Raw genomic sequence first — 14,274 nt, forward strand, 5'->3', positions numbered from 1 at the left:
AATTTTGCAAGATAATGAATTAAAAAATGAAATTGCTAACGTACTTATGGGTCACCCAGATAAGTCGTTTTCTGTCGAAGAAGTTGCGGACGTTTTAAAGTATCATGGATCTGCCGCATTTAAGCTAATTGTCCAGGAATTAGCGATTTTGGAACGTGAAAAGGTTGCAAAGGTAACTTTAGACGGTAAATTCCAACTCAGCCCTGACAAGCGCAAATTAACTGGGGTTTTTCATGCGAACGATAAAGGCTTCGGTTTTGTTGCTTATGATGAAGTTGAGCCAGATGCTTATATTTCTCCTGACAACACTATGAAGGCTTTAAATGGCGATACAGTTGAAATTGAGATCGTCCGTCCAGCTTCTGCTGACCAATCAAAAGGTCCAGAAGGTAAAGTTACAGCGATTGTTGATCGCAAATACAAATCTGTTGTTGGTGCATTTTCTAAATCAGAAGACGACAACGGTTTCTTTGGTGAGGTTAAGCTTACCGATAAGAAAATTGCGAAATACAAGTTTTATATCAACGATGTTGGCTTGAAACCAACTCCTGGTGAAGTTGTGACTGCTCAGATTGTTGAGTATCCAGATGCAAAACACCCAGACTACATGGTTGGTATCGCTGAAAAGGTCATTGGATCAGTTGATGATCCTGGAATCGATATCTTGCAAATTGTGTACGCTCATGACATTCCTGCAGAATTTCCTGAAGACGTAATCGAAGCAGCAGATGCTATCCCTGATCATGTCACAGAGGCAGAGAAGGTTGGTAGAGAAGATATTACTGACCAGACTTTGGTTACAATCGATGGCGAATCATCTAAGGATTTGGATGATGCCGTTACAGTTTGGAAGTTGGATAATGGTAATTACCATCTTGGTGTCCACATTGCTGATGTAAGCCACTATGTAACGCCAGGCAGCCCATTAGACAAGGAAGCTTTCCGGCGAGGGACTTCTGTATACTTGACTGACCGAGTAATCCCTATGTTGCCAAGAAGATTATCAAACGGAATTTGTTCTCTTAACGAGGGTGAACTCCGCCTTTGTATGAGTTGTGACATGGAAATTGATCAGGCTGGTAATGTTATTAAGCACAGAATTCATCCAAGTTTGATGAGATCTAAAGCACGGATGACATATACTGCAGTTAACCAAATTCTTGAATCCCATGATGAAAAGACGATGGACCGTTACAAAGATTTGGTACCAATGTTTGAACAGATGGGCGACCTTCATAGAATTTTAGCTAAAAATCGGAAAACTCATGGAGCCATTGACTTCGATGATCACGAAGCGGAGATTATCGTTGATGAAAAAGGCCACCCAATTGACATTCAGTTGCGGGTTCGTGGATTGGCCGAAAGAATGATTGAGTCATTCATGTTGGCTGCTAACGAAACAGTTGCCCAACATTATTATGAAGCTCACGTTCCATTCTTGTACCGGATTCATGAGACTCCAGATGCCGATAGAGTGAAGACTTTCTTCGAAACATTGACAGCATTTGGTATTAACGTGAAGGGTGATCCAGAACACGTTAAACCAAAGATGATGCAAAACATTCTCAAGCAAGTTGCAGGAAAACCTGAGGAAACAATGGTTTCTGTAATGTTGCTTAGAAGTTTGAAGCAGGCCAAGTATTCCGACCAATCACTCGGTCACTTTGGATTGGCAGCACCATACTATACTCACTTTACTTCACCAATTAGACGTTACCCTGATACTATGGTTCACAGAATGATTCATTACTATGATGAAAATGGTATCAATAAGGAAACTAAGCAAAAATTTGGTGGCGTACTTGATGAGATTGCTGTTACCACATCTGAATATGAACGTCGGGCAATTGATGCTGAGCGTGATACAGACGCTATGAAGAAGGCTGAATACATGAATGATCACGTCGGTGAAGAATTCGATGCGGTCATTAGTTCTGTGCTTAAATTTGGGATGTTTGTTGAGTTACCAAATACGGTTGAAGGACTAGTTCATATCAGTCGCATGGACGATGATTATTACGAATATGTTGAACAATTTATGGCGCTTGTTGGTAGAAATACCCGAAGAACATATAAAATGGGTCAACCAATTCGGGTTAAAGTCATTAACGTTGACGTTGAGCAGAGTGCAGTTGATTTTGACATTGTTGATCCTCAAAATACCCCAACAAGTGATATGTTGCCCAAGCGGCGTCATAATGATAATTATCGTGGCGGTCACAATAACAATCGCAACCACAATGGTAACAACCATGGCAACGGCGGTAGAAATAATAACAACAATATTAAACGAGGCTCGTTTAATAAGTCTCGCAGCAACAACAATCGGAAGCACTAAAAAATCATGAGGTGAGATTATGGTTAAAAACAAAACCAAAAAAAATGACGATAATCTAATGGCTCAGAACAAGAAAGCCCGCCATGATTATTCCATCCAAGAAACTTATGAAGCAGGAATTGTTTTAACAGGTACAGAAATTAAATCGATTCGTGACCGGCGGTTAAACTTGAAGGATGGATTTGTGCAAATTAAGAATGGTGAAGCATACATGATGAACGTTCACATTAGTGAATATACTAATGGGAACCAGTTCAATCATGACCCATTGCGTAATCGTAAACTGTTACTTCATAAAAAAGAAATTAAACGGCTTGCTGGTGCATCCTCTGATAAAGGAGTTACAATCGTGCCATTAAAGGTTTACCTTAAAAATGGGTTTGCGAAAGTCTTGATTGGAGTTGCCAAGGGTAAGAAAGAGTACGATAAGCGAGAAACAATTAAGCGTAGAGAACAAAATCGTCAGATTGAACGCGTTATGAAGCATTATTAATTTTAAGACATTCAAAAAGAGCTACGGTATTTTTTAGTTAAATATCGTAGCTCTTTTTATGGTGAATTTTAGAATGATTAATCTAGGGAAGGGGTAAAGTTTTTAAACGGATTTTTTGAGATATTAAGTTGGTCGGCAGCGACTGGGTGGTTGAGAATTGCGGCAATTGATACCAAAATTGGTTCCTCATCTATTTCATTGGCAGACACAATTCTGACTACATCGTTATGGGTGTTGTACGAATTAATGGAGCCAACTCGTTTTCTGCCTGAATAAATAACGTAATTTTGCTTTACGTCATTACCGACAACAAGCCAATTTAACCCCTTAATATAAATTGTTGAGAAATGAAGGGAGAAGTTGACCATTGATGATCCGACTAATGCATCATCATACCAAATTTCAAATTGTGGGCTAGTTCCTAAGGATTTTTGCTTAATCTCACTCAGTACTTCACCTGCAATCGAGTAAATGGAATAACTGTCGGACACTAATCCCCATTTACCGACAACGAGATACTTACTGTCATCGTATTTATCTACAACTTTTGTCGCGTGTGATCTTTCAAGCTCAGACACGTTAATTTGAACTTTTCTAGCCATAGCATTATCCCTTTACAAGTGTTTAACTCATTTTAACATGGTAGCTAACAGATTACCGAATGTTATTTAACTTTTGGTATGGTAAAATAAATGTTGAGGTGTTAGGAATGAAACCGTTTATCAAGAATGACTGGTGGGATGTTTTAGAACCAGAATTTGAGAAGGAGTATTATCAGCAACTTCGCAAATTTTTAGTTACAGAATATCAATCTCAGTTTATTCATCCAGACATGAACAATATTTTCGAGGCATTTGCTTTAACTCCTTTTAGTAAGGTAAAGGTGGTTATTCTAGGACAGGATCCTTATCATGAACCTAACCAGGCTCATGGACTTAGTTTTTCGGTTCTACCCGGGGTAACGATTCCGCCATCGCTGCGTAATATTTATAAGGAACTGCAGTCCGATTTAGGGATCAAGCCGGTCAATCACGGGTACCTTACATCTTGGGCCAAGCAGGGTGTCTTGATGCTAAACTCAGTATTGACAGTCAGAAACGGTCAGGCCTTCTCTCATAAAGGCAAGGGGTGGGAGCAGCTTACAGATGCAGCAATCAAGAAGCTCTCGGAGCGAGAGCAGCCTGTCGTCTTTATTCTTTGGGGAAGAGCTGCCAGGGATAAAATTGCGTTAATTGATACAGACACTAACGTAGTTATTCAGTCAGCCCATCCTAGTCCATTGTCCGCTAATCGGGGCTTTTTTGGATCAAAACCATTTTCAAAAACCAATGAGGCATTAGTAGCAATGGGCGAAGAACCAATTAATTGGCAACTACCTGAGCGGGTTGAATTACCTTCTCAGAGTTAATCACATTATTGGAGGAACGGATAATGGAATTATTTGAAAGCTTAAAGCAAAAGATTCAAGGCAAACAGATCAAGGTTGTCTTTCCAGAAGGAAACGACGAGCGAGTTGTTAAGGCTGCCTCACGGCTAGCTCAGGATGACTTGGTTCGTCCAGTTATCTTAGGTTCAAACGATGAAGTTTCAAAGGTGGCCACTAACCTTGGTGTTAACTTAGACGGGGTTGAGGTGGTTGACTACTTGAATCAACCTCAAGATGTGATTGATCAAATGGTTGCCGCAATTGTTGAGCGTCGTAAAGGTAAAACTGATGAAGATAAAGCTCGTCAATGGTTGAATGATCCAAATTACTTTGGAACCACAATGGTATATTTAGACAAAGTTGATGGGATGGTTTCAGGTGCCAATCATCCAACGGGTGACACTGTTCGTCCGGCATTACAAATTATTAAAACTAAACCTGGTGTAAAGCTAATTAGTGGTTCATTTATCATGCAACGTGGGGATGAACGTTATTTATTTGCTGACTGTGCGATTAACATTGAATTAGATGCTCCTTCAATGGCAGAGGTTGCTGTTGAAAGTGCCAAGGTTGCCAAGACCTTTGATATCGATCCAAAAGTTGCCTTACTTAGTTTTTCAACTAAGGGTTCCGCAAAGGGTGACATGGTAACTAAAGTTCAAGAAGCAACTAAGCTTGCCAATGAAATGGCTCCTGAATTGCCAATTGATGGTGAGATGCAATTTGATGCTGCATTTGTACCTGAGGTTGGTGAAAAGAAGGCTCCAGGCTCAAAGGTTGCAGGTCATGCCAACGTATTTATTTTCCCAGAACTTCAATCAGGTAATATTGGTTACAAGATTGCACAAAGATTTGGTGGATTTGAAGCTATTGGCCCAATCCTGCAGGGGTTAAACAAACCGGTATCGGATCTTTCTCGTGGTAGTAACGAAGAAGATATCTACAAAGTAGCAATCATCACGGCTGCACAATCACTACAAAACGATTAATATAATAATTAATAATGAGGATTGGGGTATACGTACCGCAATCCTTTGATTTTCAAAGGGGTGAAATAATTGCAGTCAGTTAAGGTTAAGTCTGCAGACGAAACAATTGAATTAGGTAAAAAACTAGCATCGCTCCTAAAAGCGGGTGACGTAATTCTGCTAGATGGCGATTTAGGTGCCGGCAAAACCACGTTCACAAAGGGGCTAGGCGAAGGCCTTGGAATCAAAAGGTCAATTAAAAGCCCTACCTTCACAATTATTCGTGAGTATTCCGGAGGTAGACTACCTTTGTATCACATGGATGTTTATCGCTTAGAGGATGGTAGTGGAGATGAGCTTGGGCTCGATGAGTATTTCGAAGGCGATGGTGTTAGTGTAGTCGAATGGTCTCAATTCGTTGCTGATACTTTGCCAGAAGACTACTTAAAAATTAGTTTTCAGAGACTAGATAACGAGGCAGAAAGTGAGCGTGAACTGACCTTTGAAGGTGCCAATTCACGCTTCAATAATATGATCAATGATGTACTTGGAGGATAGTTATGGCCGAAGAAGTTGATTTTCGTCTTGCAAACGAAGACGATGCTAAGGCAGTGATCAGTCTACTGAAACAGCTAAAGACGGAATCGGATACTTTTGTTGTTGATTCAGATTTGGATTCAATTGAAGTAGAAGATGAAGCAAAGATGATTTCACTGATTAACCTATCAAAGAGTAGCCTGATTGCAGTTGCTACCTTAGGAGAAAAGTTAATTGGGATAGTAACTGTGGAGTTCTTAAAAAAGGGGATTGGTGAACTTGGAGTCGCCGTTCTTAGTGAATACCAAGGTTATCAAATTGGCTCTAACTTGGTTGAATTAGCAACCGAATGGGCAATTGATTACTCAAATTTGGATAAACTGGCTTTGACAGTTTTTAAAAGTAATCAACCAGCAGTTCATATTTATCAAAAAATGGGCTTTCAAACAATCAGTGAAATTGAGGTTGACGGTAAACCATCGCTTTATATGGAACTTTCAGCTAACTAATAAAATAATCCCCAAAATTCTATAGTCAGAATTTTGGGGATTTGTTTATATGGTCTTTACGAATGGAACCAGCGCTTGACTGCCAAACTGTTTTTGTTCATACAGCAAAATGTTCGCGCAGGCAATACTGTCATCCAAAGCGTTATGGTGATGCTCTAGTGTTATGTTGAACTCATCACAAAGAGTGTTTAATTTGTGATTTTCAAGGTTAGGATAAAACTGTTTTGACGTTTTTAACGTATCAAGTGACATGTAGTGAGGCGGTTCAATTCCGTATCGTTCTAGTGAACGTTTTAAGACACTATTGTCAAATGATGCGTTATGGGCGACAATCAATCGGTTATTTTTAAACAAACCGTTAATGTGTTCCCAGAGTTCGGGGAAGTTAGGGGCGTCAACAACGTCTGCTTCTCGGAGTCCATGGATCTGAGTGTTACGCCAATCAAATTCTGCTTCTGGGTTTATCAGTGAGTAAAATTGATCCGCAATTTTATCATCTCTAACTAGCGTCAACGCTAAAGAACACGCACTAGCCCGTTTTCGGTTTGCTGTTTCAAAATCAAATGCCACAAAGTTCATTTTTTCACCTCAGTTATTTGAGTTATATTTTAAAGGTAAAGTCCCAATGATGCAATCTGTTTTATCCCTTAACACTGGGATGACTTGCTAGTTCAGTGAAACTAGCTTAATTCGTGTTACAATATTAATACATATGTATTCGGAATAGAGGAATGGGTTACATGGAAAAATACGCAGAAATGAAGTCAGAGTTTTCAGAAAAAATGGATGTTTTTTTAGATGAACCATTGTCTAAATACACTCACACTAAAACTGGGGGGGAAACAGACATCCTTGCTTTTCCAGAGTCGGTTGATCAGGTTAGAGAGCTATTGCAATATGCAAATGACCATCAAATTAACATTACTGTAATCGGCAATGCTAGCAATTTGATCGTCCGTGATGGGGGAATTCGCGGTTTAACCATCATTTTGACAAAAATGAAAAAAATAACGGTTCATGAAAATATGTTGGTTGCTCAAGCAGGTGCTGCGTTTATTGAGACTACCAAAGTTGCTCAAGCAAACTCATTAAGTGGCATTGAGTTTGCTGCTGGAATCCCTGGAAGTATTGGTGGTGCTGTCTACATGAACGCCGGTGCTTACGGTGGGGACGTTGACGATGTTGTAGTTGCTGCAGATGTTCTTACTCCAGATAATCAGGTTTTACACCTAAACCAAAAGGAGCTTGATTTTGGCTACCGTCATTGTAGTGTTCAAGACAATAACCAAATTGTCTTATCAGCAACATTCCAATTAAAACACGGTAGTAAGGATAAAATTCAAAAGCAAATGGATCATTTGAATGAGTTGCGAGCATCTAAGCAACCGTTAGACCTACCATCATGTGGAAGTGTCTTTAAGCGCCCAGAAGGACACTTTGCGGGTAAACTAATTCACGATTCAGGACTACAAGGATTCCAAATTGGTGGGGCTCAGGTTTCTAAAAAGCATGCAGGGTTTATCGTAAATGTTGATCATGCTACGGCAACTGATTATCTTAACGTTATTAAACATGTTCAAAAAACAGTAATGGAAAAATTTGGTGTTCAACTTGAAACTGAAGTTAGAATTATCGGAGCTGATGCGTAGAGGGGGAATGCTAATTGCACATACTTGAGGCGATAATCTTATTAATTGGAATCGTTCTGTTCTCGAATGTGGTGGATCATTTTATTCCTTCCATTCCGGTCAGTTTGATTCAAGTAACTTTTGGTCTATGTGCGGCACTATTTTTGCAGGTTTCAATTCCCTTAAAAACTGATTGGTTCCTGCTGCTATTTATTGCCCCGTTATTATTCAATGATGGTCGCAGGTTTCCAAAACGTGAACTATGGAAAATGCGGGGGCCAATACTAGGTAACGCAATTATATTAGTGTTTTTGACCACGTTACTTGGTGGGTTACTTTTTCACGTCATAATTCCAACCATGCCAATTTCTGTTAGTTTTGCGCTGGCAGCAATTTTATCACCCACTGACCCGGTGGCGGTACAGTCGATTTCTAAACGAGTTGCTTTACCAGAAGGGGTTCTCCACATTGTTAGTGGTGAAAGTTTAATTAATGACGCATCAGGGTTGATTGCATTCAAATATGCAGTTGCTGCAACGGTTACGGGTGTATTCTCATTTAAAGCGGCGACCCTCGATTTCTTTTACATCAGTATTGTTGGATTTGTCAGCGGAGCAATATTGATTACATTGGTTATTCTTTTGCAGAACTGGCTTTTCAAGCAGGGAATCAACGACGTAATTTTTAACACGATTTTACAAGTTCTGACCCCATTTGGAATCTACTTAATCACTGAAGAAGCGTTCCATGCTTCAGGAGTAATTGCAGTGGTTGCTGGGGGCGTGTTGTTCCATTTCTTTGGTGGAGTTACGGATTATAGCCAGCCAGAGCTGACTTTAGTTAGTGAGAAAACTTGGGACATCATTATTTATATGTTAAACGGGATTGTGTTTGTTATCTTGGGAATCGAGTTACCGATTGCAACCAATCAGATCATTCAAAATGATAAGATCAATACAATCCATGCAATTTTTATTTCGTTTATTGCATGGCTGATCTTATTGGTAATTCGGGTAGTCTGGATATACCTATACCAAGTATTAGGAACTGCAATAACGCATGGACATAATTCAATGCATCCTCTCAAGGCTTCAATCTTAGCGGGATTGTCCGGTGTTAGGGGAGCGGTTACCATGGCTGGTGTCCTTTCAATTCCAACAATTATTGATGGTGGGGCTAGATTCCCATCAAGGTCTTTAGCTTTATTTGTGGCTGCGTTTGTAATCATTATTAGTTTACTTGCTGCGACGATTACCCTGCCTCTAATTTCGAAAAATAAGGCGCCATTAATTACCCGTGGCTCCAACGTTGATGGTGTTGATGATGACGAAATTGATGATACGGAACCTGATGATAATTCTGGTCACGTAACCGAAGAACAAGCTAGAATCTACATCATGAAGTTAGCAATCAATAACGTTGAGGAACACCGACGGGCCGATAACCAACAGGCTGCTTTTGATTTAATCCTTGATTATCAATTTTTGATTCGTAGGTTGGAGATAAAAGAAAATAATCTTCAGGATATGAATAAAATCATTGCGGATGAGCTAGCACTTAGACGGGTGGCTTTGAATGGTGAGTTTGATGCTTTAGAGGAGTTAAGAAGTAACAATGAAATCTCTGAAGAGGCGTACCTAAGTAACCTTGATCAACTTCAAAGAGCTGATAAGCGTCTTAGAAAATCAATCGGTTCTCGGCCTAAGATGCACCTTAACTTGAGAAACCAGCATAGGATTCAAAAGATTAAGCGAGCAGTTCGGATGTGGTTTGTGTACCGGAATTCTAGTTCAGGTTTAGGTGATGAGCTGGCAAAAGCACACATTGAACAGGCAAAAGCTGCAATTAAAGCTTTGTCCGAGTATTTTAACCGTGATGATATTGAGAATGAACGATTTGATAGTCAATCAGTTTATCATTTGGTGATTCATTATCGTAACCAAATTGAAGAAGCAAAGAATCGTTTGACAACCAAAAAGGACGATATGCATTCTCAGATTCAAAGTCTCCGAATCAAGGCATTAGCAGCAGAACGTGAAGGCGTTCAGGTTCTTCTTGAACAAGGGAAAATCGATTGGAAAATGGCTGCACATTTACGGCAGTATATCAACTATTCGGAAACTGTTTTGATTATGGATTATCAGAATCGGGAATAATAAAATCGCTAAGGTGTTTTAAACACCTTAGCGATTTTTTGATTTATATGGCCAAAGTCACGACCGAATTTTAATTTTGTTGAACTGGTTTAAGTTGGATCAATTTGATGAGATAGAAGAAGACCAGTTGGATAATCGTTAGTAACGCGATGAAAAAGATTGCTTTAGGGCTCCACATATTCAGCAATGGCTTAACGAACTGTTCCGGCGTTAAGAATAGATAAACTGTATGGATTCTTAAGAATCGGCCAATAAAGATTCCAATTGAGGATAAGATTGAAAGACCCACAATAATTATGTTTTGGAAAACAAAGTGGTTTAGTCTAAATCTTGCGGCAATTGCTTTCGCAACTCTGTCTAATCCCCAGAATCCCAACAGGGTACTGGAAATCGTCGATAACATTAAGAGTGTATAATTAAACCACATGGTATTATCAAGTCTCAGCAAACCATTGCTTCCGTATGGTTGCAACAGTGACAGGTGAAACAGATCAGTTAATAGATATGGTGTGTTTGGATAAAACAGCAACCACACGATTACGATGATCCAAAATAAAATTGGATTTTTGGGCTTTCCTTTATCGATATGGAAGCTTAATTCGATTGGGATAAACGCTAGAAAAGTGTTTAATACCAAAAAATTGAATGGAGGATTTTTAAGGTAAGTGTAAAGAAACCCTAGCCATAAAACGGCAATGATTCTAATCACCCACTTAGTTAAATTACTCAAATTAATTCCTCCTTATCATTAATATTAAACAATGTTTTACACGAAATTTCCATGAAAAAATTTCATTACAATTGATTTTTATATTTTACTTAAAGAACTGCTTAATTTGCAGGAGATTAGGCGAATGCTGCTGGTAAATGATATAATAATAGAGAATATTTTTTAAGGAGAACGCAATGGATTGGTCTACGATATTTACATTACAAAATTTTTCAAAGTTAATTGATTTCGTAGTCGTTTGGATCCTGATCTACTATCTGATTTTAATGGTTCGCGGCACTAAGGCTGTTCAACTGCTTCGGGGGATCGTAGTGATCGCCATCGTCAAAATCATTAGTCTATGGTTAGGGTTCCCAATGGTCTCTTGGTTAGTTGACCAGGTGCTTAGTTGGGGAGTTATTGCGATTATCGTGGTCTTCCAACCGGAAATTAGGCGGGGACTTGAGCACCTTGGGCGTGGTTCGCTGTTTGTGAAGGGAAGAAAAGAGAATAAAGCGGCTGAAAAGCTAATTTCTGAACTTGATAAGGCAATTCAATACATGTCAAAGCGGCGGATTGGTGCGTTAATCACTATCCAGATGAATACGGGACTAGAAGAATATATCGAAACGGGTATTGATATCGATGCTGAAGTGACAGGCGAGCTATTGATTAATATATTCATTCCTAATACACCTCTGCATGATGGTGCTGTCATTATCAAGGATAATCGGGTGGCTGTAGCTGCGGCGTACTTGCCTCTGTCACAGAGTAACTTGATTCCCAAAGAATTAGGAACCCGTCACCGAGCAGCCGTCGGAATTTCCGAATTAACCGACGCAATGACAATTGTTATCTCAGAGGAAACTGGTGAAGTTTCAATTACCCAAAATAATGAGTTGCTTCGCGGGATGACTCAAGATGATTACATCAAATACTTTAGGGATCAACTTATCAAGGTAGATAATGATGAAGAACATCATGGAAACTTTTTTGCCGAAGTTTCTAAGTTTGTGGATGCCCATTTCAAAGGGGGTAAATAGTTATGAAGAAACTTTTATTTAGTAACTGGACCTCTAGATTAATGGCATTGTTCTTTACGATAGTTTTGTTTGTCTTCGTTCAAGGAACCCCGAGTGGGACATCTTCGCCAAACTCAACTAGTAATAAGATTACCCAACTTTCATCGAACAAGTCTGAAACATTTTCTGTCCCATTATCCCTTACCGTTAACAGTAACCGGTTCTTTGTTAATGGGTATCCAGAAAAGGTTAAGATTCACCTCACTGGCCCATCGGCTTTGGTGACTACCACAGCAAACACTCAGAACTTCAAAGCATTTGCCGATTTATCAAAACTATCTGTTGGTAAACATAAAGTGCGAATCCAACAGGAAGGTCTTAATAGCGAATTGAAGTATGAATTCGAACCCGAAACAATCACTGTTGATATTCAACCTAGAAAGACTGTTACTTATCCGCTTGAAGTGAAGTATTCAAAGAACAACATCGCTGCTGGATACCAGGTTGGAAATGCTAGTGCAGATGTTAAAAATGTTAAGATTACTGGTGCTTCTGACAAAATTAATAAGATTGATCGAGTTGTTGCCCAACTTAATGTTCCTCAAAATGCCAAGACTTCGATTAACAGTCAGGCCATTATTGAAGCACTAGATAAAAAGGGCAATACGGTTAACGTGGTTATCACGCCAGCAACTGCTGACGTAAACTTACCGATTACTCCTGGTAATAGTAAAGAGGTTCCGGTGAGTTTAAAGAGTAAGGGAATTGAAAACCAAACTGATCAATTTGATCTATCGACGACAGTCAAACGAATCAAGGTTTTTGGAACTAAGAAACAGTTGAGTGACTTGAAACGAGTTGAAGTGGAAGTTGATACTAGTGACGTATCGGATTCTAAAACTAAACAAATTGTTTTAGATCCAAAACTCAATGGGGTTGAAGGGTTTGATCCTGAAAAGATTCCGGTAAAGATTACAAGAAAATAATTGAAAATTTGAAATGAGGAATTACTGATGAAGTATTTTGGAACTGATGGTGTACGGGGAGTTGCCAATTCTGAGCTTACCCCCGAATTAGCATTTAAGTGTGGTCGAGCAGGTGGATATGTTCTGACTCATCATTCGAAACGTGATCAACCTCAAGTGCTTGTTGCCAGAGACACCAGAATTTCTGGACAAATGTTGGAAGAAGCGCTGATTGCAGGATTGCTATCAGTTGGAATTGAGGTGCTTAACCTCGGAATTATCACTACACCGGGTGTTGCTTACTTGGTTAGAAACCAGGAGGCAGATGCGGGAGTTATGATTACCGCATCACACAATCCGGTTGAATATAATGGAATCAAGTTCTTTGGCTCAGACGGATACAAGTTGTCAGATGATATGGAAGAAGAAATTGAAGCCATTTTAGAAAAAGATGAAGATATTCTTCCTCGTCCTTCAGCTCAAGGATTAGGGGTTGCTGGTGATTATATGGAAGGAAGTCAAAAGTACATTCACTTCCTTGAACAGACGATTTCTGATGATTTAACTGGAATGAAAGTTTGTGTTGACTCTGCAAACGGGGCTACCAGTAAACTGGTTACAAGTTTGTACGCCGATTTAGGAATTGATTTTGAAACCATGGCTACTAACCCCAATGGTTTGAACATTAACGACGAGGTCGGATCAACGCATCCAGAACAACTACAAAAGTTTGTTGTGGAAAAGGATGGCCAAGTGGGGCTTGCCTTTGATGGCGATGGTGATCGTTGTATTGCTGTCGATGAAAATGGTCACATTGTTGATGGTGACAAGATTATGTATATCTGTGGTAAATTCATGGCAGAGCGGGGTAGATTGAAAAAGAACACAATCGTAACCACCGTTATGAGTAATTTGGGGATGTACAAGGCAATGGAACGTAATGGCCTAACAAGTGTTAAGACAAAGGTTGGTGACCGTTACGTTGTTGAAGAAATGAACGCTAATGGTTATAATCTTGGTGGTGAACAATCAGGTCATATTGTCTTCCTTGATTTCAATACCACAGGTGATGGAATGTTGACTAGTTTACAACTTCTTACTGTAATGAAGGTAACTGGTAAAAAACTTTCAGAATTGGCGGATGAAGTTACTAAGTATCCTCAAAAATTAATCAACGTTAAAGTTCAAGACAAGAAACGGGCATTAGAAAACGAAAAGGTTAAGCAAGCAATTGCTCAAGTTGAAGATGAAATGAATGGCAATGGTCGCGTGTTAGTTCGTCCTAGTGGAACTGAACCGCTACTGCGAGTTATGACTGAGGCTCCAACCAAGGCATTGGTTGAGAAATATACTAATGAAATTGCTGACGTTGTTAAATCAGAATTAGGTATTTAAAAAGGGTCCCTTTGGGGATCTTTTTTATTTTGATGGAACAACTATACCATTCAGTGTAAGTTATTGACATTTTACGTAAACTCCTGTAAATTTAACGTGTTGTTTGAATATATACGATACTATTTTGT

The 14,274-nt window shown here is 39.4% G+C and carries 14 protein-coding genes; 11 read left to right on the forward strand and 3 right to left on the reverse strand.

The genetic code is table 11. The features are described 5' to 3' along the window. The first annotated feature begins 4 nt into the window (after window positions 1-4). Complete coding sequence (gene rnr, locus PL11_RS08045) at window positions 5-2,338, forward strand: ribonuclease R (protein ID WP_035167468.1); 2,334 nt, start codon at window positions 5-7, stop codon at window positions 2,336-2,338. Window positions 2,339-2,357: 19 nt separating this feature from the next. After that, complete coding sequence (gene smpB / locus PL11_RS08050; protein WP_035167466.1) at window positions 2,358-2,831, forward strand: SsrA-binding protein SmpB; 474 nt, start codon at window positions 2,358-2,360, stop codon at window positions 2,829-2,831. 77 nt (window positions 2,832-2,908) lie between these two features. Here the strand turns inward: smpB and PL11_RS08055 are convergent, their stop codons facing one another. Further along, window positions 2,909-3,433 carry an LURP-one-related/scramblase family protein gene (locus PL11_RS08055; RefSeq protein WP_035167465.1) on the reverse strand — a complete coding sequence of 175 codons (525 nt, stop codon included), beginning with the start codon at window positions 3,431-3,433 and terminating at the stop codon, window positions 2,909-2,911. 107 nt (window positions 3,434-3,540) lie between these two features. Between PL11_RS08055 and PL11_RS08060 the strand changes: the two genes are divergently transcribed. The 4 genes from PL11_RS08060 to PL11_RS08075 all read left to right on the forward strand — a co-directional run bounded on the left by PL11_RS08060 (window position 3,541) and on the right by PL11_RS08075 (window position 6,271). After that, the gene (locus PL11_RS08060; RefSeq protein ID WP_035167464.1) at window positions 3,541-4,239 is read left to right on the forward strand and encodes a uracil-DNA glycosylase; all 699 of its coding nucleotides are present in this window, start codon (window positions 3,541-3,543) and stop codon (window positions 4,237-4,239) included. Between the two features lie 23 nt (window positions 4,240-4,262). Continuing rightward, entirely contained in the window at window positions 4,263-5,246 is a 984-nt protein-coding gene (pta, locus tag PL11_RS08065; protein ID WP_035167463.1) for a phosphate acetyltransferase, read from the forward strand. Window positions 5,247-5,315: 69 nt separating this feature from the next. Continuing rightward, the gene (gene tsaE, locus PL11_RS08070; RefSeq protein ID WP_035167462.1) at window positions 5,316-5,783 is read left to right on the forward strand and encodes a tRNA (adenosine(37)-N6)-threonylcarbamoyltransferase complex ATPase subunit type 1 TsaE; all 468 of its coding nucleotides are present in this window, start codon (window positions 5,316-5,318) and stop codon (window positions 5,781-5,783) included. Between the two features lie 2 nt (window positions 5,784-5,785). Then, entirely contained in the window at window positions 5,786-6,271 is a 486-nt protein-coding gene (locus PL11_RS08075; RefSeq protein ID WP_035167461.1) for a GNAT family N-acetyltransferase, read from the forward strand. 45 nt (window positions 6,272-6,316) lie between these two features. On the opposite strand, the gene PL11_RS08080 is transcribed toward PL11_RS08075, so the two are convergent. Then, complete coding sequence (locus PL11_RS08080; protein ID WP_035167457.1) at window positions 6,317-6,850, reverse strand: 3'-5' exonuclease; 534 nt, start codon at window positions 6,848-6,850, stop codon at window positions 6,317-6,319. Window positions 6,851-7,011: 161 nt separating this feature from the next. Here PL11_RS08080 and murB point away from each other — a divergent pair, with 161 nt between their 5' ends. Together murB and PL11_RS08090 are read left to right on the forward strand one after the other, a co-directional pair. Next, window positions 7,012-7,920: a UDP-N-acetylmuramate dehydrogenase gene (gene murB / locus PL11_RS08085; RefSeq protein WP_078256951.1), complete on the forward strand. Its 909-nt coding sequence runs from the start codon at window positions 7,012-7,014 to the stop codon at window positions 7,918-7,920. A gap of 14 nt (window positions 7,921-7,934) precedes the next feature. Next, window positions 7,935-10,055 carry a cation:proton antiporter domain-containing protein gene (locus PL11_RS08090; protein ID WP_035167455.1) on the forward strand — a complete coding sequence of 707 codons (2,121 nt, stop codon included), beginning with the start codon at window positions 7,935-7,937 and terminating at the stop codon, window positions 10,053-10,055. Between the two features lie 70 nt (window positions 10,056-10,125). Here PL11_RS08090 and PL11_RS08095 read toward each other — a convergent pair whose 3' ends face one another. Beyond that, window positions 10,126-10,785, reverse strand: a complete 660-nt coding sequence (locus PL11_RS08095; RefSeq protein ID WP_191982060.1) for a DUF1361 domain-containing protein — start codon at window positions 10,783-10,785, stop codon at window positions 10,126-10,128. 176 nt (window positions 10,786-10,961) lie between these two features. Between PL11_RS08095 and cdaA the strand changes: the two genes are divergently transcribed. Genes cdaA through glmM form a run of 3 tightly spaced genes read left to right on the forward strand, consistent with a single transcriptional unit; the run spans window position 10,962 to window position 14,146 of the window. Continuing rightward, a complete protein-coding gene (gene cdaA, locus PL11_RS08100; RefSeq protein ID WP_035167450.1) occupies window positions 10,962-11,807 on the forward strand; it encodes a diadenylate cyclase CdaA in 846 nt (281 codons plus the stop codon). Window positions 11,808-11,809: 2 nt separating this feature from the next. Continuing rightward, window positions 11,810-12,772: a CdaR family protein gene (locus PL11_RS08105; RefSeq protein ID WP_035167448.1), complete on the forward strand. Its 963-nt coding sequence runs from the start codon at window positions 11,810-11,812 to the stop codon at window positions 12,770-12,772. 27 nt (window positions 12,773-12,799) lie between these two features. Beyond that, entirely contained in the window at window positions 12,800-14,146 is a 1,347-nt protein-coding gene (gene glmM / locus PL11_RS08110; RefSeq protein WP_035167446.1) for a phosphoglucosamine mutase, read from the forward strand. Window positions 14,147-14,274 lie beyond the last annotated feature (128 nt).

Source organism: Lentilactobacillus curieae (assembly GCF_000785105.2).
In the GTDB taxonomy this organism is placed as follows: domain Bacteria; phylum Bacillota; class Bacilli; order Lactobacillales; family Lactobacillaceae; genus Lentilactobacillus; species Lentilactobacillus curieae.